20 protein-coding genes and 1 tRNA gene are annotated in these 23,656 nt (G+C 37.5%); 7 read left to right on the top strand and 14 right to left on the bottom strand.

Going from position 1 to position 23,656, the window contains the following annotated elements; translation table 11 throughout:
• Window positions 1-109: 109 nt before the first annotated feature.
• The 3 genes from M9892_00620 to M9892_00610 are packed head-to-tail and all read left to right on the top strand — an operon-like array spanning window position 110 to window position 5,182.
• Window positions 110-3,019 (top strand): serine hydrolase, encoded by a 2,910-nt coding sequence (locus M9892_00620; protein MCO5252852.1) that lies wholly within the window; start codon window positions 110-112, stop codon window positions 3,017-3,019.
• Window positions 3,020-3,074: 55 nt separating this feature from the next.
• Window positions 3,075-4,391 carry a (Fe-S)-binding protein gene (locus tag M9892_00615; GenBank protein ID MCO5252851.1) on the top strand — a complete coding sequence of 439 codons (1,317 nt, stop codon included), beginning with the start codon at window positions 3,075-3,077 and terminating at the stop codon, window positions 4,389-4,391.
• A gap of 5 nt (window positions 4,392-4,396) precedes the next feature.
• Window positions 4,397-5,182, top strand: coding sequence for a (Fe-S)-binding protein (locus M9892_00610; protein MCO5252850.1), 786 nt, complete (start codon window positions 4,397-4,399; stop codon window positions 5,180-5,182).
• Window positions 5,183-5,189: 7 nt separating this feature from the next.
• Here the strand turns inward: M9892_00610 and M9892_00605 are convergent, their stop codons facing one another.
• The 7 genes from M9892_00605 to M9892_00575 form a co-directional block, all read right to left on the bottom strand.
• Window positions 5,190-5,912, bottom strand: coding sequence for an RluA family pseudouridine synthase (locus M9892_00605; protein ID MCO5252849.1), 723 nt, complete (start codon window positions 5,910-5,912; stop codon window positions 5,190-5,192).
• 3 nt (window positions 5,913-5,915) lie between these two features.
• Window positions 5,916-6,698, bottom strand: a complete 783-nt coding sequence (locus M9892_00600; protein MCO5252848.1) for a 3'-5' exonuclease — start codon at window positions 6,696-6,698, stop codon at window positions 5,916-5,918.
• A gap of 145 nt (window positions 6,699-6,843) precedes the next feature.
• Entirely contained in the window at window positions 6,844-7,518 is a 675-nt protein-coding gene (trmD, locus tag M9892_00595; protein MCO5252847.1) for a tRNA (guanosine(37)-N1)-methyltransferase TrmD, read from the bottom strand.
• Between the two features lie 76 nt (window positions 7,519-7,594).
• A complete protein-coding gene (locus tag M9892_00590) occupies window positions 7,595-8,236 on the bottom strand; it encodes a hypothetical protein (GenBank protein MCO5252846.1) in 642 nt (213 codons plus the stop codon).
• 21 nt (window positions 8,237-8,257) lie between these two features.
• Window positions 8,258-8,698 carry an SsrA-binding protein gene (gene smpB / locus M9892_00585; GenBank protein ID MCO5252845.1) on the bottom strand — a complete coding sequence of 147 codons (441 nt, stop codon included), beginning with the start codon at window positions 8,696-8,698 and terminating at the stop codon, window positions 8,258-8,260.
• Between the two features lie 9 nt (window positions 8,699-8,707).
• Window positions 8,708-9,100, bottom strand: a complete 393-nt coding sequence (locus M9892_00580; protein MCO5252844.1) for a hypothetical protein — start codon at window positions 9,098-9,100, stop codon at window positions 8,708-8,710.
• Between the two features lie 2 nt (window positions 9,101-9,102).
• Window positions 9,103-10,482: a hypothetical protein gene (locus M9892_00575; GenBank protein ID MCO5252843.1), complete on the bottom strand. Its 1,380-nt coding sequence runs from the start codon at window positions 10,480-10,482 to the stop codon at window positions 9,103-9,105.
• Window positions 10,483-10,503: 21 nt separating this feature from the next.
• Here M9892_00575 and M9892_00570 point away from each other — a divergent pair, with 21 nt between their 5' ends.
• Window positions 10,504-11,577, top strand: a complete 1,074-nt coding sequence (locus tag M9892_00570; protein ID MCO5252842.1) for a hypothetical protein — start codon at window positions 10,504-10,506, stop codon at window positions 11,575-11,577.
• 3 nt (window positions 11,578-11,580) lie between these two features.
• Here M9892_00570 and M9892_00565 read toward each other — a convergent pair whose 3' ends face one another.
• Together M9892_00565 and M9892_00560 are read right to left on the bottom strand one after the other, a co-directional pair.
• Window positions 11,581-12,963, bottom strand: a complete 1,383-nt coding sequence (locus tag M9892_00565; protein ID MCO5252841.1) for a hypothetical protein — start codon at window positions 12,961-12,963, stop codon at window positions 11,581-11,583.
• A gap of 36 nt (window positions 12,964-12,999) precedes the next feature.
• A tRNA-Leu gene (locus M9892_00560) sits at window positions 13,000-13,081 on the bottom strand.
• A gap of 185 nt (window positions 13,082-13,266) precedes the next feature.
• Here M9892_00560 and M9892_00555 point away from each other — a divergent pair.
• Window positions 13,267-15,504 (top strand): RelA/SpoT family protein, encoded by a 2,238-nt coding sequence (locus tag M9892_00555; GenBank protein ID MCO5252840.1) that lies wholly within the window; start codon window positions 13,267-13,269, stop codon window positions 15,502-15,504.
• Window positions 15,505-15,526: 22 nt separating this feature from the next.
• Here the strand turns inward: M9892_00555 and M9892_00550 are convergent, their stop codons facing one another.
• Window positions 15,527-16,294, bottom strand: coding sequence for an MBL fold metallo-hydrolase (locus M9892_00550; protein MCO5252839.1), 768 nt, complete (start codon window positions 16,292-16,294; stop codon window positions 15,527-15,529).
• 24 nt (window positions 16,295-16,318) lie between these two features.
• Window positions 16,319-17,371 carry a hypothetical protein gene (locus tag M9892_00545; protein MCO5252838.1) on the bottom strand — a complete coding sequence of 351 codons (1,053 nt, stop codon included), beginning with the start codon at window positions 17,369-17,371 and terminating at the stop codon, window positions 16,319-16,321.
• 100 nt (window positions 17,372-17,471) lie between these two features.
• Between M9892_00545 and M9892_00540 the strand changes: the two genes are divergently transcribed.
• Together M9892_00540 and nadE are read left to right on the top strand one after the other, a co-directional pair.
• On the top strand, window positions 17,472-18,185 hold the full coding sequence (locus tag M9892_00540; GenBank protein ID MCO5252837.1) for a PorT family protein: 714 nt from the start codon (window positions 17,472-17,474) through the stop codon (window positions 18,183-18,185).
• Between the two features lie 12 nt (window positions 18,186-18,197).
• Window positions 18,198-18,983: an NAD(+) synthase gene (gene nadE / locus M9892_00535; protein ID MCO5252836.1), complete on the top strand. Its 786-nt coding sequence runs from the start codon at window positions 18,198-18,200 to the stop codon at window positions 18,981-18,983.
• Here the strand turns inward: nadE and M9892_00530 are convergent.
• Genes M9892_00530 through M9892_00520 form a run of 3 tightly spaced genes read right to left on the bottom strand, consistent with a single transcriptional unit; the run spans window position 18,980 to window position 23,654 of the window.
• Window positions 18,980-19,546, bottom strand: coding sequence for a hypothetical protein (locus tag M9892_00530; GenBank protein MCO5252835.1), 567 nt, complete (start codon window positions 19,544-19,546; stop codon window positions 18,980-18,982). The two genes, nadE and M9892_00530, sit on opposite strands and share 4 nt — an antisense overlap.
• Complete coding sequence (locus M9892_00525; protein ID MCO5252834.1) at window positions 19,547-21,664, bottom strand: glycosyltransferase; 2,118 nt, start codon at window positions 21,662-21,664, stop codon at window positions 19,547-19,549.
• Window positions 21,657-23,654, bottom strand: coding sequence for a glycosyltransferase family 2 protein (locus M9892_00520; protein MCO5252833.1), 1,998 nt, complete (start codon window positions 23,652-23,654; stop codon window positions 21,657-21,659). The genes M9892_00525 and M9892_00520 overlap by 8 nt, the downstream gene beginning before the upstream one ends.
• Between the last annotated feature and the right edge of the window lie 2 nt (window positions 23,655-23,656).

Raw genomic sequence — 23,656 nt, 5'->3', positions numbered from 1 at the left:
TTTCAGTTTGCTTTGTTTAAAATTAAATTTTCATTTTTTGCTTTTGGGATGAAATTTGCCAAACTAAATTTTGTTATCTAATTCATCTCTCATGCGAAAAAAAGCGCTTTTGTTACTATTATTATGCCTTTTCATTGGTGGAATGGGGCTTAGTTTTGGAAAAAACCCTCCGCCTGTCATTAGTCAAACCATTGATGTTCGCTGGTATGAACAGGTTATTAAACAAATGACTTTGGATGAGAAAATTGGTCAGCTATTCATGGTGGCGGCTTATTCCAACAAAGATGTGGCGCACACGAATGAAATTGAAGAATTAATTCGCAAATACAATATTGGTGGATTGATTTTCTTTCAGGGCGATCCACTTAAACAGGCTTATTTGACAAATTATTATCAAGAAATTTCCAAATACCCTTTATTTATAGGTATTGATGCAGAATGGGGCTTGGATATGAGAATCAAACCCAGTGTTAAATATCCCTATCAATTAACGTTGGGAAGCTTAGATAATGATTCATTGATATATGAAATGGGCAAGCAGATTGGGTTGCAACTCAAAGCTATGGGTATTCATATCAATTTTGCACCTGTTGCCGATATCAATAATAACCCTGCAAACCCCATAATCAATTTTAGGTCTTTTGGTGAAAACAGACAAAAAGTGGCTGAGAAATCTTGGGCTTATGCAAGCGGTATGCAAGATGTGGGCGTTTTGGCTTGTGCCAAGCATTTTCCGGGTCACGGAGATACCGAAGCTGACAGTCACAAGGAGTTGCCGATTATTCCTTATAGCAGAGAGCGTTTAGATTCGTTGGAATTGTATCCTTTCCGATATTTGATTCAACGCAATATTGCCGGTGTAATGTTGGGGCACTTATATGTTCCGGCTTTGGACAATCGTCCCGGCAGACCCAGTTCATTATCAAAGGCTGTTGTAACAGATTTGCTCAAAACTGAATATGGATTTACGGGTTTGGCAATCACAGATGCCATGAATATGAAAGGCGTTCGTAATTCTTTTCCGGGCGGACAAGGTGAGTTGGAAGCGTTATTGGCGGGTAATCATATATTGTTGTTTCCCGAAAATATTCCTTCAGCTATTTTGCAGATTAAAAAAGCCCTTGAAGATGGTAGAATTACCATAGAAGAACTCAATCAAAGGGTGCTTGAAATCCTAAAATGGAAGGAGTGGGCGGGATTGAGCAATTACCGCCCGATAGATATTGCCGAACTTGCGCAAAAACTGTTTCCGCCAGATGCAGACCCCCTTATAAAAAATATTGCTGAGCAAAGTATCATCCTTTTAAGTGACAAGAATGGGATGTTGCCTTTAGGAGCAAATCCTCAAGCCAAAATTACATTTGTGGTTTTGGGTAATGAACGCCCGGAGGACTTTGTGAAAATGATACAATCTGAGTACAAAAACGCGCAGGTTATTTTTATCAAACGAGGAAGTGCTTGGGACACCTATCAGTCGCAAATCAACAAAAGAGTGGCGGGAATGCAGTATGTGATTTCCATTCATCAACCCAAAATTTGGAATAATAAGAATTATGGATTCTCAGATAATGAAATCAAGTATATGCAAAACATGAACGCTGCAACACAAAGTGTATTGTTGTTTTTTTCCAATCCTTATATCTTAGGCAAATTTCAAACACTCAAAACAGTTGTTGTAGCACATGAGGATTCTAATCCCTTTCAACAATCTGTATTAGAATTGCTCAAAGGCAAAATCTCCTTCAAAGGAACAATGCCGGTCAGTATTGGTGATTACAAATCAGGTTCAGGTATAGCGATCAAAGCGCCAGGAGCAGAGTCTATTCCGCCTGTAATCAAGACCGGAAGCACAAAACATAAGTTGGATGTAAGGAAACTAAAATCCATTGACGCAATTGCCCAATCTATAGTCAGTAGTCATGCTGCTCCGGGGTGTAGGATACTGGTACTGTACAAGGGGCAAAATGTGTATGATTTGAGTTATGGTTATCACACCTATGATAACAAAGATCCTGTTAATCCTTACGATCTCTATGACTTGGCTTCTGTCACAAAAATTGCGGCAACTACTCTGGCTGTAATGAAACTGTATGAAACAGGTAAAATAAAGTTAGACGACCCGATTGGGAAGTATTTGATTTGGGCGCGTAACAGTAATAAGGAACATTTGACCATCAAACAATTACTGTTGCATGAATCAGGTTTGCCGGCTTGGATACCTTTTTACAAAAGTACGCTTGGAGTTTTTTATGACAGTTTATATAAGAAAAGAGAGGATTCATTGTATTGTGTTCAGGTAGCTGACCGCATGTTTATGAAAAATGATTATAGGTTTAGTATCTACCAGCAAATTATTGACGCACCTCTGGGACCTAAGAAATATGTGTATAGTGATTTGGGGATGGTTTTACTAAAAGAAATTATAGAACAAGCGTCCGGAGAAACCTATGAGTGGTATCTGCACGAAAATTTTTATGCTCCCATGGGCTTGGAAAATATAACTTTTAATCCCTTGTGTTGCTACAATAGCAATAGATTGGTGCCTACCGAGTACGATCAAGTTTATAGAAGACAACTTGTGCAAGGTTATGTGCACGACCCATGTGCTGCAATGTTGGGAGGTGTTTCCGGAAATGCCGGATTGTTTTCAACCGCCTATGACTTGGCTGCCATAGGACAAATGATGTTGGATGGCGGAGTCTATCATGGCGTTCAAATTCTTAAACCTGAAACAATCAAGTTGTTTACAAGCAGACAGAGTGCACGCTCGCGCAGAGGTTTGGGTTTTGATAGGCCTGAGTTTGGGAATGGACCTTCGCCTTCTTCCAAATTGGCTTCTGATAAGACTTTTGGGCATACCGGCTTTACAGGAACTTGTATCTGGGTTGACCCTGAATATGATATAGTTTATGTGTTTCTGTCAAACAGAATCTACCCTAATGAAGAAAATAAGGAACTCATCAAAGGCAATTACAGAACTAAGATTCAAGACCTTATTTATAATGCTTTTATATATTGATAAGGCTCAGCGTGAGCGGATTTTTTTTCTATTATTGAACCCAAAATAATTCCACATGGACTTTATAGCTCAAATTGTATTCATCATTGTTCTTGGAGTAGGGGTTTATTTCTTCTACAAGAGCATCAGCCGAATCAGGCGTAATATTCAAATCGGAAAAGATATTGACCTCACGGATAATAAACCTCAACGTTGGAAAAACATGCTCAGGTTTGCAGTAGGTCAGGGCAAAATGACCAAAATAAAACCCATTGCGGGTATTTTGCACATCTTTGTATATCTCGGATTTGTGTTAATTAATATTGAAGTTGCTGAAATTATTATTGATGGAATTGCCGGTACACACAGGGTGTTCAGACCGGTTTTGGGTGGATTATATGATTTCTCAATCGGTTTTTTCGAAATACTCGGGCTGCTTGTGATTATCTCTTGCATCATTTTCTTATTCAGAAGAAATGCTATGAAAATCTATCGCTTTCAGTCGCCTGAACTCAAAGGATGGCCTTTTTTTGATGCCAATGTTATATTGGTGGTAGAGATTGTGTTAATGACTGCTCTTTTGGTGATGAATGCTGCAGACCGGCATTTCCAACAGGATGCCAATATGCCCGTGAGTGGTTTCATATATCCTTTGTTCCAAAACATGAGCGAATCAACTGCATATATGTGGATGCAGGCAGCTTGGTGGTTTCATTTTGCAGGCATTCTGTGGTTTCTTAATTATGTGCCTTACAGCAAACATTTGCATATCATCTTGGCGTTCCCCAATACTTATTTTACCAATCTTAACCCCAAAGCAAAGTTTCAAAATAACCCGCTTGTTGCCAATGAGGTCAAAGCCATGATGGATCCTTCTTTTACCCCTCCCGCGGTTGAAAATCCCAGATTTGGGGTGAAAGATGTAGAAGATTTAACATGGAAAAACTTGTTGGATGCATATTCCTGTACGGAATGTGGCAGGTGTACTTCGGTTTGTCCGGCAAACACAACAGGTAAATTGCTCTCGCCTCGCAAAGTCATGATGGACACTCGCGACAGGTTAGAAGAAGTTGGCAAAATTAGAGCTGGTGCTATGCCTGAACCTGCAGAACCAAAAGATTTGCATACCTATATTACCCGCGAAGAATTGCTGGCTTGTACCACTTGCAATGCGTGTGTGGAGGTGTGTCCGGTAAATATCAACCCCATGGAAATTATTGTGAACATGAGGCAATATCTTGTGATGGAACAATCTAACGCTCCGCAAGAGTGGAATATGATGTTCAGCAATATTGAAAACAATGGTGCGCCCTGGCAGTTTGCACAGAGTGAGAGAGGTAATTGGGCTTTAGACCTGGAAAAAGAAAGTAATAAAGAAGAAAATCAAATTTAGAAAAAATGAAAGTAAGAACTTATGCCGATTATATAGCTGCCGGTGAAACCCCCGAAATCCTTTTTTGGGTGGGATGTGCCGGTAGTTTTGACCAAAGAGCACAACGTGTAACAAAAGCTTTTGCCAAAATATTGGATTATGCAGGAGTTAAGTTTGCGGTCTTAGGTAACGAAGAAAGTTGTACAGGAGACCCTGCAAAAAGAGCTGGAAATGAATTCCTGTTTCAGATGCAAGCAAATAATAATATTGCTGTGTTGAATGGATATGGTGTCGAGAAAATTGTTGCAACTTGTCCTCACTGCTTTAACACCATAAAAAATGAATACCCCGAATTAGGAGGTAATTATGAAGTACTTCACCATATGCAATTTCTGCAAAGCCTTATCAATGAAGGACGGCTCAAAATAAAGGGAGGTTTTTATAAAGGTAAAAAAATTACCTATCATGATAGCTGTTATCTCGGCAGAGGTAATGATGTTTATGAAGCACCCCGAGAAGTGATTGCTGCTATGGAAGCAGACTTGGTCGAAATGAAAACATGTAGAAGCAAAGGGATGTGCTGCGGTGCAGGGGGAGCGCAGGTTTTCAAAGAGTCTGAAAAAGGGAAAAAGGAAATCAATACTGCTCGAATTGAACAAGCTATTGAAACCGAAGCCAAAATTGTGGCATCAAACTGCCCCTTTTGTATGATTATGCTGCAAGACGGTGTCAAAGCTTGCGGTCAGGAAAATAATATGCAAGTCATTGATATTGCAGAACTCATTGCCAAGGCAGAAGACTTGATAGATTGATAAAGTCTTAAGCACTATCGTATCGCCTCAAAATCTTAAGTAATGCATCTAAGTCTTTGCTCAGCGGGCATTTAATTTCTAATCTTTTACCGTCAATACTGTCAAACGACAAGCCCGAAGCATGCAATGCAATGCGTTCTATGATGGGGCTTTCTGATTCTTCGCCTTTGGATAGTTGAAAATGGCGTTTGATTTTGGATAACAAGGGTGGCGTGCCACCATAAAGACTGTCATTGATAATTGGCGTATGCTGTTCGGCAAGATGTACTCTGATTTGGTGAGTTCGTCCGCTTAGGGGTTTGCATTCTACAACGCTGAAATGTTTAAAATGCTCTGTCGTATTGACTATCGTCTGAGCAGGTTTCCCGTATCGGTGTGATACTTTTACCCTTTTGGATGAGGTTTGTAAGGGTAAATCAATGCATAGGTTTTCAAAATTGCTTGAACCGTTGCAAATAGCGGTATAAGTCTTTTCCACCAATCTTTTTTCAAATAGTACGGCAGCATGGCGATAGGCAGCGTTGTGTTTAGATGCCAACAGACATCCGGACGTTTCTTTGTCTAATCTATGACAAAGTTGTGCATCAGGAAATTGAGATTTGAGCAGGCGCAAAATAGATGGTGTCGTAAAAACATGTTCATCCAAACTCGCCACACCGGAAGGTTTGTCTATCACCAAGTAATTTTCATCCTCATAGATAATGCATAATCCACGTTTAGCCTTTGTCATAAATTATTTGCTTGTATTTCCTTCATTCATCATTTCCAGACGAAGGGCGGTGATAATCTTTTTTGTCTGCATCGAAAAATCTGAGTTCATAATCCAATCAAAATAAGATGGCTCTTTTTGAAACACCTCCTTAACTGCGAACCCTTTGTATTTTCCGAAGTTAAAAACGGGAATCCTTTTGCTGTTATAGGTTACCCTGCCGGATAAATCCAGCGTCTCGCCATTAGATGTAAATTCGGAAAGCCCCGCTACTGTTTTGGCAAGTGAATTGTATTTTTCAATTTGTGCCTCTAATATTTCCCATGTTGCGCGTGTATCTGCATTGGCTGAGTGCGCCCCGTCCAATTCTTTATTACAATAAAATTGATAGGCAGCAGCCAGATTGCGCGGTTCCATTTTATGGAAAATTCTTTGTACATCAATAGTCTTGCGCTTTTCAATCATCAAATCAATACCGGCTCTACCCAATTCTTCCATGAGCATGGGAATATCAAATTTGTCTGAATTAAAACCTGCCAAGTCTGCATCTCCGATAAAAGTCATTATTTCTTTTGCGCGTTCTGCAAATACAGGTTCGTTGGCTACCATTTCATTGGTTATGCCGTGGATAGCAATCACATCTTCTGTCATCAATACCTGAGGATTAAACCTTTGCAGATATTCTTCTTGTTCGCCATTCGGTTTTATTTTTAGCAAAAATAGTTCGACAATTTTGTCTTTTATAAAATTCACTCCTGTACTCTCAATGTCCAATACGACCAGATTTCTTTTTAATTGAATATTCACGGAACAAAAATAGCGGAACAATTAATAATTCGCTAAGTTAATTAACAACTGAATTCTGTTTTAAATTGCTTGCACGAACTTGTAGATTAGGCGGGATACACCACCCCAAACATGTTGCATTTTTTATGCAATGAAAAAAAGTTTGCTAATTAAAAAGGTCAGGTCTTTTTTCTTGTGTTCGTTTTTCAGCTTGTTCCAATCGCCAGTTTTCAATCTCTTTGAAATTGCCTGACAATAGCACATCGGGCACTTTCATTCCTTCGAACTCCGCAGGGCGTGTATATACCGGAGGTGCCAATAGACCATCCTGAAAACTGTCTGATAATGCACTTTCTTCATTGCTGATTACGCCCGGAATCAGTCGGACAATACCGTCCACCAACAAAGCAGTCGGAATCTCGCCTCCGGTAACCACAAAATCTCCAATACTAATTTCAAGTGTAACATATTTGTCACGGATTCTTTGGTCAATTCCTTTGTAGTGTCCACTGATGATGAGTAAGTTTTCTGTCAGTGAGAGCGTGTTTACTAATTTTTGCTTGGCAGGCAATCCGTCCGGGGTTAGGAAAATTATTTCATCATAACTTCTTTCGGCTTTGAGTTTTTCTATGCATTTTGCTAAGGGAGAGGGCATGATGACCATTCCTGCACCTCCGCCATAGGGATAGTCGTCAACTTGCTTGTATTTATTGTCGGCATAGTCTCGGAGTGCATGGATGTGAATCTCAACTAGCCCTTTGTCCTTTGCTCTTTGTATGATGGAGTGGTTAAAAGGACTCTGCAGCAATTCAGGAAGTACGGTTATGATGTCTATTCTCATTGGTGAAGTCGAAATTAAGCCTTAAGAGCTATGGAATTGATTCTTTTTGGTGATTTCATGTAAGTTATCTTCAGTCTTAATATGTGTTCTCGTGTTCAAGTTTAATAGGAGTTTGTTTCACTTCTTGAATAAAACTATTTAATCCAATCAAGAAACCCATTGTGTGTTGATTGAAGGTTCTGTAATCTTGCCCAAGTTTTTGGTTGAGAGTATAGCGATAACCCACGCATAACCTATCTGCAATCAAAATCCAACAACCAACTCCAAAGCAAACACTGGAAATCATTCGGTTTAAATTGGCTTGAGGGTTTTTGCCTATGACATCAAAATTATAACCCACAATCCCATAAGGCTCAATCGTTTTTGGATGCTCACTCAGAAAAAAAGTACCGTTATTGGGGTTGAGAAGCAGCCCGGCACCTATTCTAAAAAAATCAGACCCAATCTCGGACGGGAAGTTTGTTCCCATGTTTTTGAGATGTCCTAAGGATACATTAGCATAAGTGCTGAAATATTTTGACAAAGGATAGCCGTATTCTATTTGGCTCAATGCAGATATACGTTTATTGTATGAATAGGGATTGTTCAGCCAGCGAGAGGAAAAATCTAATACCCCTCCTTGAATTGCGATGTATTGTGTTCTAATGATTTGCGCATTTGCCACTCCGGAAAGGAAGATGATAAATATTCCCAGTAGTATTTTTCTGTTGTGGCGCATGGAACAAAAATAGTGTTATTCTCAGAACTTGCGTTTGGTCTCTCGTTCCAGATCTTTTTTCTTGATGTCTTCTCTTTTGTCAAACAATTTTTTACCTTTGGCTAATGCAATCTCGATTTTGATAAGTCCTCTATCACTCAAGAAAACTCTTATTGGAATGATTGCGTAGCCTTCAGTCTCAATCCCTCTTTTGAGTTTGCGAAGTTCTTTTTTTGTGAGCAGAAGTTTACGGGTTCGCAATGGTTCGTGGTTGAGATAACTGCCAAATTTCCACTCAGAAATATGCATGTTTTTAATGAAAAGTTCATTTCCTTCAATCACGCAATAGGCTTCAGAAATAGAAGCATTACTTTGTCTGATTGATTTTACTTCAGTTCCGGTCAGCGCCATGCCGGCAGTATATTTCTGTTCCAATGCATAATTAAACCCTGCTTTTTTATTGACTATATTCAGATTGGACATAAGTGCTTGCTATTTCAATGATTTAAAAAGTTGTTCAATCTTGACTTTGGTCAGGATTTTTTGTCCTTGAGTTCCGGTTGCAATTATTCGCTCCCCAACTCGTGCGGTGTATTTACATTGAATTGAGTTGCCGGTTATTTCGTAAATTTCGGCTTCAAACTCTATGATTTGACCCGTCAGGGCAGGGGATAGGTGTTGTATGGACAAAGAAGTTCCAATTCCTTCTTCGTTTTCTTCTTTCATTTCAAGAACAAATGTGCGACAGACCCATTCTGCATCTCTACCCAAAGCAAATGTTGAATACACCGGATGCACTTGACCGTTGTCAAATGCAGCTGTGTCAGCCTCTGTGATTGTTTTGGAAAAGAATTTTTTGTCGCCTACTTTAAAAATCTGCTTCATTGTTAATTTCCATTGCGCTTTCTTTCCTCTTCCTCTTTCCTCTTCTTTTCTTCTCTTTCTTTTTCAATCAGTTGATTGATATAGTCTTGCTCAATGGTCTCTTTGCTTGGCGGAATATCTTGGTTTGTATTGTTGTCTTTGTTCTCTATTACAGGAGCAACAGGGTTGTTCGGGTCAATATTGAAGCGCATTAAAATTTCTCTGTATTTGTTGTTGATGGAATCCAATTCGTGATTTTTTTCTTCGAGTTTTGTAATCCTTTGATCGCGCTTCATTATTTGGTTTGAGAGAACTGTATTGTCATTTTTGATAAGATTGTTTTCTTCTTGCAACTGATTGGATTTGGTTTCCAATTCGGTAATTTTATCTTTTTGTGTTGTAACCAAATTGGTAAGGTTAATAACAATATCACCGCTTTGTTGGGTTTGTATTTCGTCTTTGAATTTTTGCAACCGTGCCATCTCGGCTTTTGCTTTGAGCAATTCGGCTTTTAAGATATCATTCTCATTGCTCATGTCTCTGACTTTGGCGTTCAGCTCCCTATTTCTATTAATGAGTGCTGTGTCGGGACCATAGTTTTGAGGCGTGTTTGACGGTATAGAGCCATTGCAATTCTTAAGTTTTGTGCGCAGTTCTTCAATCTCGGCATCTTTCTTTGCTAAATCATTTCTGAGTTGAATTATAATCTGTGAAAGTGCTACATCTTCCGGACTTGCATTTGGGTCAATCTTGGGTTGCTGTTTGATTGCGTCTTCACCCAGCAGTTCTACAAATTTGAACGAAGCACGCGATGTAGGACCTATATATAATCCAAATGAGCCTTTGGCAAGTTCGATTTCGGAAAAAGATGTAATAAACTTTTGGTTGATATACAAGTCATAGACCTTGTTGCTTGTTCTGACTAAAATTTCATTGTAATCTTTGGTTACAGCGAATGAATTATTAACCCATCCGTCTTTGCCTTTGGATATAGGGACTATTCTGTCGGGGTACACTCGGCTGATTCTGTATTGTCGTTTTTGATTTACTTCAACCAAAATGCCTGATGATTTATCTTTATCAGCCATGAGTAGAAGCCCGGCTGAAGCGTTTTTGCGGTTTAATTTTATCAGTGTAAAGCCGGCTTTAATTTCATAAGAAGAATATTTCTCGTTAAGGTTCGGAATTACAAAGTACCCGAGTTGCGGATTTTTTCTGACTAAATCAAAGCTGTTGGCTTGTTTGACAAACAAGTTGTCGATGTTGTAGGTTTGTGTCCATACGTCATTTTTAGTAGAAGTAAAATCATCTTTAAACAGAATTTTGGTAAAATCATTTGCCACTTCCTGACTAAACAGGCTCGTTGGTATAAAAGCAAGTAAGATGAATTTAAAAAGTCTCATATTTGCGCTTCGTTTAAGCGTATGGCAAAAGTAGTAAAATCAATCACATTGAGTTTAAACTTAATATCAAAGATTGTGGGGAAGTGCTTTGGAGTGATTATTATTCTATTCGTAACTTTTTCGCAACAATCTTGTAATAATGAAATAGACGTTTTTACAGAATACAAAGAACAGGCTGTGGTTTATGGATTGCTTGATTTAAGTCAGCAAACACAATATCTGAAAATTGGCAGAACATTTTTAAACCCTAATGCTAGCGCACATCAAGTGGCGCAAATCAAAGATTCGCTGTATTTTGAAGATGCCACTGTGAAATTAGTGGAGGAACAGACAGGACGCGAAATTATTTTTCACCCTACTGATTCTATTCCTAAAGATTCAGGTTTTTTTCAAAATAGTTCCAATATTATTTATGCATCACATGATTCTATTTTTCCTAAATATTCCTATCGTTTGTGGATAAAAGACAATAAGACGGGCTATAGTGCAACCGGTAGAACAGTAATTGTTGAAAGACCGGTGATTAATTACCCTGTTTCTAATGCCAATCCTTTTTGGTCAGTTTCGCCAAAACTCAATATCAATCTACGCTTTGTGAATGGTTTACATGCAAAATCACAAGATGCCTTTTTTGAGTTTTGGGTTGCCGAATTTCCTGAATCAGATACCACTCAAACTACTATCAAGAAAATCACATGGCGTTTTGCTTCAAATATTGTGAATGAGTCCGGGGCTCCTTATTTGCCTGCAAACTGTATAACAGTTGTTCCCGGTGTGGGATTTTTTGATTTCTTTTTGGGGAATATGGATAATGGAGTTTTTAATACTGACCCTGCTATTCAAAGAAGAATCGTGCGCACGGATTTTATCCTCATTAGTGCTTCGCAAGACTTGTCTGACTATGTTGCAGCATCAACGCCTTCGATTGGTATTGTTCAAAAGCAAACCGATTATAGCAACATTGAAAATGGATTAGGTCTGTTTACAAGTCGTAATACTTCAAGAGTTAGCAAGATTACAATTGACCCTGCATCTATTGAATTCTTCAATAGCCCAACTTACCCTAAGTATAGGGTTTTGCGAATGATTCAGTAAGGTTTAGGCAGTAGCCGTTTCGTTGCCTCTTTGTTCGTTTACTTTTTTGTAAAAATCTTCTTTTCCGATTTCTTCTTCTTGAATTGTAACAATCTCTTTGAGTTTATTGGTTACTTTTCTTCTTTGCGCAATGTCATGCATTTTTTGTACAAATGCATATTCTTTCATTTGCTTCATTGCATAATCTTTTACCATGTCTGCGGTCGCATTTGGAATACCATACTGTCTGAACAGTCCAATAGAGTATGCAATAGCAGTGTCTTCAAGTTCTTCGGGTGCAATTTCGATTTTGTGTTCTGCAGCAATTTTTTCGCGCACCAACATTCTACGCAAAGCGAAAGCTTCTTGGCTGTACCTTTCTTCGATATTACTTTCGTTGTATTCGCCTTCTTTGCTCTCCATTAGCCATCTTTTCAAAAAGTTGTCAGGAAGCGTAAGAGGATGGTTTTCATCCAGTTTTTTATCTAAATAATGTTCAAAAAGTTGCTCTGCTTCTTCGGCATAGTATTCCGCCATATTTTCGGATAATTTTGCTCTGAAACTTGTTTCATCATTGATTCCGCTGTTGGGGAATACTTTGTCAAACAAAGCCTGATTTACCTCAGCAGCCTGATGTGTTTTGATTTCATGGATTTCGAGTTCGAATACAGGGTTCAAGTCGTTTACTATGTCTTCGCTTACTTCAAGTGTGCGTGCAAGCATTGCTTTGTCATTTTTATAAACTTTGAATAAATCTATAGTGAAAACGTCATCTTTCTTTTTGCCTAATAAGAGTTTTTGAGTCTCTTCATCTTCAATATTTTTCAATGAAAAAGAAATATGTTTATGGTGAATTCCACTTTCAAGGTGTTTGCCATCATCACCAAGTTCGTTGACAGCAGCATAAATGAGGTCGTCAGCTTCAACCACGTCTTTGTCTGTCATATCTCCAAAGCGCTCAGTCAAATATTTGATTTCGTCCTCGAGCTCACTATCTTGTAATTTAATTTTATATCTTTTTACAACATCTTTGTCTGAAATATTTAATGACACAGCAGGTGCTAAACCAATATCAAATGATAAAGTAAAGTCTGTTGGATTGGCAAAGTCAAGAGCTTGTTGGTCTTGTGACTCAATTGGACGTGCCAGAATTTCAATGTTGTTATCTTTTAGGTAATTGTTAATGGATTGGTTGGTCAATTCGTTTATCTCGTTGATGAGTACAGATTCACCATACATCTTTTTTACCATCCCCATAGGGGCTTTGCCGGGTCTGAACCCTTTAATGGATACCTTTTTTTGCTGTTTTTTAAGTTGTTCTTCAACCTTAGGTTGATAGTCTTCGGGAGTAAAAGTAACGGTCAGTTTCGCTGACAAGTCATCATTTTTTTGAAATTGAATATTCACGGATTATATTTAATAAATTAAATTAATTAAAAAGAGTGCGGATGAAGGGAATCGAACCCCCACGGGTCGCCCCACTAGATCCTAAGTCTAGTGCGTCTACCAGTTTCGCCACATCCGCATTTGTTAAAATCAAGAACTCTTTTTTTGAGGGGTGCAAATATATGTGTTTTGATGTCAATATTCATTCAAATTGAAAAATTATTTGTGTTGAGTTTCTGTGTCAAATTTTGTCTCCGTTTGGGATAAATAAACTTAAATCACTTTTTGTATTTGTTAGTTTTGCAGGTATATAAGATAGAATCTATGTCGAAAGAAATTAGTGAGACGGTTACCTCAAAACTTAATCAAGAAGATCTTGAAAATAAGGAAATTATCAATCGTTATAGGAGACTGCTGCGTTCTATCAGGTTTCCCTTGAAAAAGGAAGATAAAAAACTCATTAGAGAAGCCTTTAACCTTGCACTTGATGCTCACAGAGGAGTTAGGCGAAAGTCAGGGGTTCCTTATATTTTTCATCCTATTGAAGTTGCAAGGATAGCAGCCAAAGAGATTGGTTTAGGAGCAACTTCAATTGCATGTGCACTCATACATGACGTGGTGGAAGACAGCGATTATTCTTTGGAATATATTGAGAAGAAATTTGGGAAAAAAGTTGCTCAGATTGTTGATGGGTTAACCAAGATATCCGGTGTCTTTGATTATGCGGATTCCATGCAAGCGGAGAATTTCCGTAAAATGCTGCTCACCCTTTCAAAAGATGTCAGGGTAATTATTATTAAGCTTTGTGACAGACTGCATAATATGCGGACTTTGGAATCAATGTCGCGTAAAAATCAGTTGAAAATTGCCTCAGAAACCTTGTTTTTTTATGCGCCACTCGCACACAGATTGGGGTTATATGCCATGAAAACAGAACTTGAGGATTTAGCGGTTAAATTCACAGAAAGACAAAAGTACAATGAAATAACTACTAAACTCCGTGATACAAAAGCTTCGCGTGATAGATATATGAGGAAGTTTGCTGATCCAATCAAGACTGTACTCGACAAACACGGAGTGAAATATGAGGTAAAGGGAAGGGTTAAGTCAGTTTATAGTATTCTGCACAAGATGGAGAAGCAACAAGTGCCTTTTGAAGAGGTTTACGATTTGTTTGCTGTTCGCATCATTATTGATACCAACCCTACCAATGAAAAAGCAGATTGTTGGAAGGTTTATTCCTTTGTTACAGATATTTACTATCCAAATCCTACGCGCTTGCGCGACTGGATTTCACAACCCAAAAGCAATGGCTATGAGTCTTTGCATACAACTGTCATGGGTCCGGGAGGCCAATGGGTGGAAGTGCAAATTCGTTCTACCCGCATGGATGAGGTGGCAGAACAAGGGTATGCTGCACATTGGAAATATAAAAATCAAGGTGCAGAGAAGGAGGGAGGCAGAGGATTAGATGAATGGCTCTTAAGGGTCAAGGATGTGTTGGAAAATCCGGGTCCCAACGCGCTTGATTTTTTGGATCAGTTTAAGAGTCAGTTACTTGAAGAAGAAATATTTGTTTTTACACCCAGAGGAGAACTTCGTAAAATGCCCGCAGGTTCCACCGCTCTTGATTTTGCTTTTGAAATACATTCTGAAATTGGAATCAAATGTATTGGAGCTAAAGTCAACAATAAATTAGTACAACTCAAAACACCGCTTGCCAATGGCGATCAAGTTGAGATTCTGACATCTGACAAACAAGTTCCTAAAGAGGAATGGTTTGGATATCTGGTTTCGGGTAAGGCGAAAAACAAACTCAAGGACTATTTTAATGATGCAAAGAAAAGGGATGCTGAGCATGGTAAAGAAATTCTGAAAAGGAAGTTCAAAACGGCTAAGATTACCTTCTCTGATGAACATATTAATAGATTGGTTGACATTTTTAAGTTGCATTCTGCGACAGACCTATTTGCTTCCGTTGGGCTGGGACTTATTTCCAAAGATGAAATTGATCTGAAGAAAAATCTCGCCAAAAAAACCAAACATAAGCAAGCAAAGGTTGAAATAATTGCCCCCATTGTTACATTTCCGGATAAGAATACAAACATAATTGTTGGTGATACACCAGAATTAGAATACAAGTTGGCTCAATGCTGTAACCCTATTCCGGGAGATGATATTTTTGGATTTGTAACTGTAGGAGAGGGGATTAAGATTCACAGAACAAATTGTTCGAACGGTATTGCACTCATGTCTAACTATGGCTATCGGGTTATAAAAGCAGAGTGGGAAGCACAATATCAGCGCAGTGAAAAGCAGTTTTTGGTGGGGCTTAAAATTGAAGGGATAGATGATGTGGGGGTGTTGAGCAGCCTGACAGACATTATTTCCAAAGCCATGAAGGTTAATATTAAATCCATCACAGTAGAATCTAATGCCGGCACATTTGAAGGGAGGCTACTTTTATATATTACCGATACAAAACACCTGGATGAATTAATCAGCAATATTGTTGTGCGACACAAGTTTATGAAGGTTACACGTGTAGATGTGAAGAATTAACAGTTTGGTTTTTTGTTAAACTTTAGCTGATCATGAGTTCTAGCCCGTCATGTGCAAGATGAATTCCTTCTGGGAGTTCTTTTTGTACTATATCATGCAACCCAAGTTGATGGCTAATATGGGTTAAGTAGGTTTGTTGCGCCCCTACTTTCCGCGCTATTTCAATCGCTTCATCAAGCGTGAAATGAGAGATGTGTTTTTGTATTCTCAGTGCGTTTAGAACCAACACTTTAGCGCCTTTTATTTTCTCCATTTCTTTAGGTTCAATTTTGTTTGCATCAGTGATATAAACAAAGTCGCCAATACGAAACCCTAATACCGGTAAGTAGTAATGCAACACCTGAATGGGTGTAAACTCAATATTGCCAATGTAAAAAGGTTCGTTTTCTTTGATTGTATTCAGATTTACTTCGGGAATACCGGGGTATTTTTCGTCTGAAAATACATAGTAAAACTCACGTTTAAGTGCCTGCTGCACACGCTCAGTTGCATAAATCTCGATTGCTTTTTGCGAGAAATAGTTAAATGCTCTGATATCATCCATCCCTGCTATGTGGTCTTTGTGCTCGTGGGTAAAAATCAATGCATCCAATTGCTTGGTATGGCTTCTTAGCATTTGTTGGCGAAAATCAGGTCCTGAGTCTATTACAAATGTTTGCCCGTTAATCTCGATTTTAATTGAGGTTCTCAGTCTGTTATCTTTTTGGTTTGCAGAACTACATACATCACAAGGGCAGGCAATTACCGGTACGCCCTGCGAAGTTCCTGTCCCCAAAAAAGTAATTTTCATTTGAACCACAAATATAAATATGAACTAAGGCTTATATTTTACTTTTCTGAGAAATGTTTCGGCATCTGTCATTTTCATAAGTTCTGACAGCGATACCTTGGGATTTTTTTTCATAAATGCCCTGACTGCTTGCCAGCCTGCAAATTTTCCCAGCATAGGAGGTGTTTTAGGTGGTACACCTTGGGCGACCGTGAACGGTCCTTCTGAGAAAAACTTGTAATACTCCCGTTTTTCTGTGGAATACAGAACATCTGATTTAATGATGTAATCCCAAATATTCTTTTCTTCTTCCAAACAAAATTTGTATTCATCCTTGGTATAACCAATGATGAAGTGTTTGGGTAAATCAGGCATCATGGCTTCCGTAAAATAAAGTAGCTTGCCCCAATAGAACATGTTGTCTGCAAAGCTGTGATCCGGGTTGGTTTGATAAAAAAGGTCATTTCCATGAGCAAGTAATGTCATTGCCGTGATATTTTCCGGAACAAGTAGTTTGTGAAAATAGTTTTCTATTGGAGGTTGAAGGCTTTTGTACATATAAAAAGTATCTCCCAAATGCATATCAAGTGATATTCCAATATATCCACGTCCCACAGGGTTCAGGGTCATACTGAAATTTGAAAAAAAGGTTACAATATCCGGGATGGGTTCTTTTGGGAAATAATACTTAAAATGTTTATAGGCATCGATTAATTGTTTTTCTTGTTTGGAAAAGTCTTTGAAATGTGCATCAATAATATTCATCAATCTCTCCAAAGTTCGACTAGCCAATATCTCTTTAAGAACTAATTTTGTTTCAGGCGCGTCTGCTGAACCTATTCCCATCAAGCCGGGTGCTTCTATCCAATCAATATAAAAAGCTCCGTATTTCTTTTTTAAACTATCTAAACCTTTTGCAAATTCCTCATCTGAGTGAATAAGCTCTTTCAGTTTGTAAAAGTCTTGTTCAAATCGCTGAATATGCACTGGTGCATCTATTTTTTTAACATTAATTTGGAGTGGGTCATTATTACACCCCCCTAATATTATCAGGGCGAAGAGAAGGAAAATTAAGTTTTTTAAAATAGTGCGCTGCATTGGTTTTTTTTTCTGAATTTTGCGCAAAATAAACGTCTATTCAACTATTTGTATTATGAAAGGGAAGATAAATTTTAAAATATGTTTGATCGCATTCACAATGTTGGGCTTTTCTTACACAGCCAAATCTGCCGAAGGGGACAAAGCATTTCAGTTAGGTTTAACAGGATCTGCCAATTTTGGTTGGACTTCAAGAGCACTAAAACCAGCATCTCCTAATGGACTTGGACTCGGATATTCGATTGGTATTACAGGCGATTGGAACCTTGTGAAATCCAAAAGTAATTATTTCTTGTCTTTTGATTTTCTTAGCACTAATTTGAGAACGCGCATTAAACTTACTAATAGTGCTCCTTTTTTAAGCAAAAAAGACTCTTTCAATTATGAAAATATTGAACATACATTTAAACTTACCTATGTTGAAATTCCGATTTCTTTAAAATTGAAGATTAATGAAATTGGGTATTTTACATGGTTTGCTCAATTTGGAATTTCACCCGGTATTTTATACAGAACTCAAGCTAAATTTAAGGCTGAAAGAGTGGGTTCGCATGATAAACTGACAACAGAATATTTCAATAATAATTCAGGAGAAGATGATGATGTAAAGCAAGAATTCACTGAATTTAATGACAATATTCGTTTTTACCGAATTGCTACTTTCATAGGAGCCGGTATGGAATACCGTTTTTCAGGCAATACTGCATTTGTTGCCAGTCTCAGATTCAACAATGGACTTAATGATATTCTGTCCGATAAAAAGGCTGCCGCTCATAATACTTTTATTGCGTTGCATGCAGGTATTTTATTTTAGGTGCTTAACCCAATGGTTGAAAAATTAAAAACGGATTTAGAAAACGGATTAAAATCTTTTTTTAAGCAAGCAGGTTTTACAAAAGCAGTTTTAGGAAGTTCCGGTGGCATTGATTCGGCTTTGGTGCAAAGCTTGGCAAGCAACGCTTTGGGGGCTGAAAATGTGGTTGCACTGATTATGCCTTCGGCTTTTTCTTCTAAAAGTTCCGTAGAAGATGCAATAACGCTGTGCAATAATTTGGGTAATACCTATCATATTATCAATATTTCCTCTTTATATCATGAGTACTTAGGTGTTTTAAAGGAGGTTTATGGAGAAACTCATTTTGATACAACTGAAGAAAATTTACAAGCGCGAATAAGAGCTAATTTGCTCATGGCTTATAGTAACAAGAAGGGACATCTTTTGCTCAATACCAGTAACAAAAGTGAATTGTCTGTAGGGTATGGAACTTTGTACGGAGATTTGTGTGGTGCTGTTTCTGTTATTGGTAGTTTGTATAAAACGCAAGTATATGAACTTGCACGTTTTCTTAATTCAGACCGAGAAGTCATTCCTGTTAATATAATCAACAAAGAACCCAGTGCCGAGTTGCGTCATGGGCAAAAGGATTCAGACTCTTTGCCGGCATATCCTATTTTAGACTCAATCTTGAAATCACTGATAGATGAATGCAAATCCCCTGAGCAGATTATTGCAAACGGAACCAATGCAGATGTTGTACAAAGGGTAGTACAACTTGTTAAACGCAGTGAGTTTAAAAAGCATCAAGTTCCTCCTGTTCTTAACTTGGATTAAGGTTTAATCAGAATTTTGTAATTAGCCTTCAATTCAGTTTCTCGAATGCTAATATCGTTGATTGCACCACTGAATATCTGTTCGCTTTCGTTTATTTGTGATTCAATTTTGGTTTTTAATGCTTGAATTTCTGCATCTGTTTTTCCTATTACTTTACTTGCATCAGAGATATCTACCAAAGATTCTTTGAGTTCAGAAATCTCTTTATTCTGCCAATGTTGGAGTATTAGCCTTTCAATTTTATAGGAAAACAACTCTGCATCTGCCCATTGTTCAAGTAATTCAGAAGTTTCTACTGTCTTATTCTGTTTCCAATGACGTTGAATCTCATTATTATAATTTTGAGAGTTTATAAACAGACTTTGTGCGGCAGATTCCCATTCATCCGTATCGGCATTTTTTGCATTGGATTTATTTACCTCTTGTTCAAATTGTTCCAGAAATTTTTGATAAGACTCGATGGAGTCTGCAACTGGATTGCTTTCTGAGTTGTTTTTGCTTTGTGTGCATCCCATAACAAATGTTGCAGTTGCAACCATAAGTAAAAACAGGGTTTTCATCATTTAATTTAAAGTAAAGACCCTGTGTATGTCTTTGATAATATCTTCCTTATTGTGAAATTTATTGACAAAATCAGGTCCGTTTTTGCCCAATTCCAGCAATGTGTCATAGTCATTTAGCAGGATTTGTCTGATACTATCCACATCTTCTTCTTCGCTTTTAACTTCATATAGCATTCCAGCTTTTCCATTGGTAATAATCTCATTAAAGCCTACAATATCTGCGGCAATGATTGGGAGACCAATCTGAGCACATTCTATTCCTACCAAAGGATAGCCCTCAAAGAGGCTTGGGAATATCGCAATGTCAAACATTGTAAAGAATTTTTCCGGATTTTTTGTAGCTCCCGTATAGGTTAAGTTGGGTAAAGATTTCATAGTAGGCAATAAATCCTCAAGCATCGGTCCATCACCTGTCATTACAAAATGAAAATCGTTGTTATTCTGCATTTTATAAGCTAATTCTACAAATATATCAGGTCTTTTCTGTTCATGAAATCTCCCCAAAAAGCCTATAATTTTCTTGTTAGGGTCAATGTGATATTTTTTAAGTTTCTCATCTCTGCTTTTAGGTTCTTTTACAAATGCATCATAGTTTATCATATTGTAAATAACTTCAATTTTGGCGGACTCTTCTTTGTATTTTTTTATCAATACATCTTTCCAAAATGCACTTGTAACAATTCTTTTGTCGATATTTTTTTGAAAGTGATGAGCTGCTTCAAACCACCCATTGTCGTTAAATTCTTCGCAATGTAAAAGGTCATAAATAGTTGTATTGGGGAATTTTTCTTTGATTAACGGACTGAGGATATAAATAAATGGATTGCTCATATTCAAGATAATACGAGGCTTTTCAATTTTGATAATTTCCCATAGAGCTAACAACTTCGGGTATGGACCATTGCCTATTTCATCAAGTGCAATTTGTTCGTCTGCAATCTTAGAAAAATTATTTTTTAGAATCTTAGCTTCATCTTCGGAATCTATTGCCACATCCACAACCCTGTATCCAAGTCCTTTGATTTCCTTAGTATAATCAGCTAATATATTCTCCGCACCACCAACATGCCACCAAAAGTGGGTGCATAAAGCTGTCTTCTTATATTCATTGCAGATAGGCAAGTCTTTATCAAATTCTAATGGAAATCCGGATTTAAAACCCGCCATTTTATGTGTTTTAGTCAATTTTTGTTCACTCTCTAATCTCTTTTTGATAAGCAACGAAGGGGCAAATACATAGCGCAGAGCATCTTTAATAGAGAATGTGCCGGGTTTGCGCCCTGTTGTAAGAGAGATTAGCTTTATAAATAACTTTGATAAAATGCCTTGATGTCCCGCGTATTTAAGGTCGTCTTCTTTAAAAGCATTTTGTGATGCTCTAAGGAAGAAAATACTCATCCAGTTTTGTCTGTATGCAAGCAATATACTCAAATTGCCTTCTTCTTCTGTTCTCGTTAATAATGAATGAATGTTTTGCCGATAATTGAAAAGTACTTTCTTGATGGGAACACCAAATCGTTTCTTCTTTAAAGCACGTTGCCAGAAGTCCCAATCTTCCAACATCTTAATGTTTTTGAAAAGTATTTTGGTGCGTTGACCGTTGAGTTTATTCCACAATTCTCGCTTAATGGGCGAGGTTACGACCATGTAATTCTGAAGAAAAAGGTTTTTTGATGAAAAATACGGGGCAATGTCCACCTTGTTTCTATAACCAAACTTGCGTACACTCGGATAAACCCAAGATGCTTTTGGGTATGCTTGATGGGCTATATAGCAATATTTAAGATAATCCGGCTCAATGATGTCGTCACTGTCCAAACACACAATAAATTCACCCTTTGAATTTCGGACTCCTACATTGCGAGTTTCTGCAAGCCAACTATTTTTCTCATTGATAATAACTGTAATAGGAAATCCTTTAAAAGTGCCGCTGTCTTTAATTTTTAAAACAAATTCCTGTGTTGATTTATCAGTGGAGCAGTCGTCAACCACAATGATTTCTATTCGATTTAAGTCAAAATCTTGTGCAATGATTGAGTCCAGACATTCTTCAAGATACACTCCCGTATTATATACGGGAACAATAAAACTAAATATAATGTCTTTATTATCAGGCATTTTTAATTTCGTAGTTTTTGGAAATACGAGTCAGGTTGTCGTTGTAAAATGGGTCATTCTTTATCATTTTATCCCACTTATTTAAGAGGTAATTCTTTTCATTGTTTTGATGAATCAGTGCTTGAGTCCTTAACATTGGATTTCCTCGAGTCAAACATTCGTAGTGGTACATACTTACATGTGGTATATAGATATTGAAATATCCTATTGTATAGAGTTTGCAACATAAATCTACATCATTGCAATCTACTGCCAATTTTTCGTCAAATCCACCCACCATTTGAAATTTTTCTTTTGATACCATCATACAAGCACCGGTAACCGCTCCGTAGTTTGTAACACAGCTTGCATTGTTGTAATATCCTGAAGTGTCTTTGTGTGCACCTGAATAAATGTGTGCACCTGTTTCATCCAACGAAAGAATTATACCTGCATGCTGTATTGTATTGTTGGGATAAAGTAGTTTCACACCTACTGCACCGGCATTTTCAAGTTGAGCAAATCTGAGCATTTCTTCCAACAAGTTGGGTGAGAATACTTTAGTGTCATTATTCAAAAAAAGCAGATAATCTCCGTTGGCAATTTTAGCAGCTTTATTATTTAAGATTGAATAGTTGAAAGGGATGTCTAAACGAATTGAGCGTATTTTGTTAGGATGATTATATTCGTATTGCGCCAATGTGCTTAAAAAAGACTTCTCAGTGCTGCCATTGTCCACCACAATAATTTCGTAGTTGGTATAGGTAGTGATTGATAAAATGGAATCTATACATTCTTGCAAAACGGCACTTTTGTTTTTAGCCGGGATAATAATACTAACAAGCGGGGTGTGTTTAAGCTTAAACATCGGAGTAAAACATCCTAAGGCAGTTTCGGATAATTTAGCATAACTGTTCTCATAATAGACTGCTAAGAAGTGGTTGAGTGCTTGGTGGTTTTCCTTAATCTCTTCGCTCGTAATATTTCTTTTGTTCTTGTGGTATAAAATCTTTTGAATATGGGCAATTTGTTGGGCGTTTTGAGTCAGATTGAGAACAAGGCTATAAAAATTAAAATGTGATTGCAACTTCGTTCTTTTATAAAGTTCGGTACTAACCACAAAAAAATCTCCTATATAATTTCTGGAAAGTAATGTGTGAGGACTCCAGTCCGGTTTAAAATAGGGGGTTTGGGTTGATTCATAATTGTTTTTGTCAAAGAAGTCATTGTCAGAATAGAAAAAATCAGATTCTCGATCATTGTTAATCTTGTTTGCAAAATGGTAAAGACAGTGTGACGAAAGAATGCAATCCGGTTTTGTGTAAAGAATGAATTGATTCTTTATATCAGTATCAAAATGAACGATTTTATCCTCTGTTATAAAATTAAATCTAGAGTCTGAAGCAGTAATTTTTTCGAGCGTGTATGTCATGATTTCACTCGGGTCTTGCAAAACAAAATGTACTTCAAAATTTGAATAAACCTGTTGTTCTATTGATTGTAGAAAAGCGTTTAGGTGTTTGAAACTTATGCGGTCGATGATTACAAATAAGAAAAAGTGTGGCTTGATATTAAAACGCTTGATACTGTCTTGCATCAATTCAAAATCACTTTCTCTTGGAAAGTTCTTTTGTTTAAATGTTTCGTAGTTAATGGGTTCATATCCTTTTCCAAATCCAATAAAGGAGTTTACTCTACCAAAAATAAGTGTAAAAAGTTGTTTGAAGAATTTGCCAATCAAAAACAAACCATGTTTGGAGCATAAAAAACGTAAGCGCTGTATAAACTTCCATTTGTCCCCTTTCAAATAACTCTCGCTTGTAAGGATGAGCTTTGTTTTGGTAAAGAACAAGTACATTTTCCAATATGGACTGTCCTCAATCTTCTTGATTCTTTCTTCATAATTTCTAACGGTATTAACCAGTGCCTCGTAGTCGGCCTCGTCATAGGCTTGTAGAGGTTTACCTTTTTCCGTAATTAATTTGTCTTTATGCTCCTTTACTTTGTTCACAA

The sequence above is a fragment of the Bacteroidota bacterium genome (assembly GCA_023957335.1).
In the GTDB taxonomy this organism is placed as follows: domain Bacteria; phylum Bacteroidota; class Bacteroidia; order NS11-12g; family UBA955; genus JALOAG01.
Note: the sequence above shows the minus strand (reverse complement) of the source record. Positions and strands in the feature narration are given on the sequence as shown.

Coding starts and splice junctions, on each gene's coding strand:
- M9892_00555 (MCO5252840.1), top strand. CDS start 13,267: ATGTCGAAAGAAATTAGTGAGACGGTTACCTCAAAACTTAATCAAGAA.
- M9892_00610 (MCO5252850.1), top strand. CDS start 4,397: ATGAAAGTAAGAACTTATGCCGATTATATAGCTGCCGGTGAAACCCCC.
- M9892_00540 (MCO5252837.1), top strand. CDS start 17,472: ATGTTGGGCTTTTCTTACACAGCCAAATCTGCCGAAGGGGACAAAGCA.
- M9892_00570 (MCO5252842.1), top strand. CDS start 10,504: ATGGCAAAAGTAGTAAAATCAATCACATTGAGTTTAAACTTAATATCA.
- M9892_00615 (MCO5252851.1), top strand. CDS start 3,075: ATGGACTTTATAGCTCAAATTGTATTCATCATTGTTCTTGGAGTAGGG.
- nadE (MCO5252836.1), top strand. CDS start 18,198: ATGGTTGAAAAATTAAAAACGGATTTAGAAAACGGATTAAAATCTTTT.
- M9892_00550 (MCO5252839.1), bottom strand. CDS start 16,294: ATGAAAATTACTTTTTTGGGGACAGGAACTTCGCAGGGCGTACCGGTA.
- M9892_00590 (MCO5252846.1), bottom strand. CDS start 8,236: ATGCGCCACAACAGAAAAATACTACTGGGAATATTTATCATCTTCCTT.
- smpB (MCO5252845.1), bottom strand. CDS start 8,698: ATGTCCAATCTGAATATAGTCAATAAAAAAGCAGGGTTTAATTATGCA.
- M9892_00605 (MCO5252849.1), bottom strand. CDS start 5,912: ATGACAAAGGCTAAACGTGGATTATGCATTATCTATGAGGATGAAAAT.
- M9892_00580 (MCO5252844.1), bottom strand. CDS start 9,100: ATGAAGCAGATTTTTAAAGTAGGCGACAAAAAATTCTTTTCCAAAACA.
- M9892_00525 (MCO5252834.1), bottom strand. CDS start 21,664: ATGCCTGATAATAAAGACATTATATTTAGTTTTATTGTTCCCGTATAT.
- M9892_00545 (MCO5252838.1), bottom strand. CDS start 17,371: ATGCAGCGCACTATTTTAAAAAACTTAATTTTCCTTCTCTTCGCCCTG.
- trmD (MCO5252847.1), bottom strand. CDS start 7,518: ATGAGAATAGACATCATAACCGTACTTCCTGAATTGCTGCAGAGTCCT.
- M9892_00530 (MCO5252835.1), bottom strand. CDS start 19,546: ATGATGAAAACCCTGTTTTTACTTATGGTTGCAACTGCAACATTTGTT.
- M9892_00575 (MCO5252843.1), bottom strand. CDS start 10,482: ATGAGACTTTTTAAATTCATCTTACTTGCTTTTATACCAACGAGCCTG.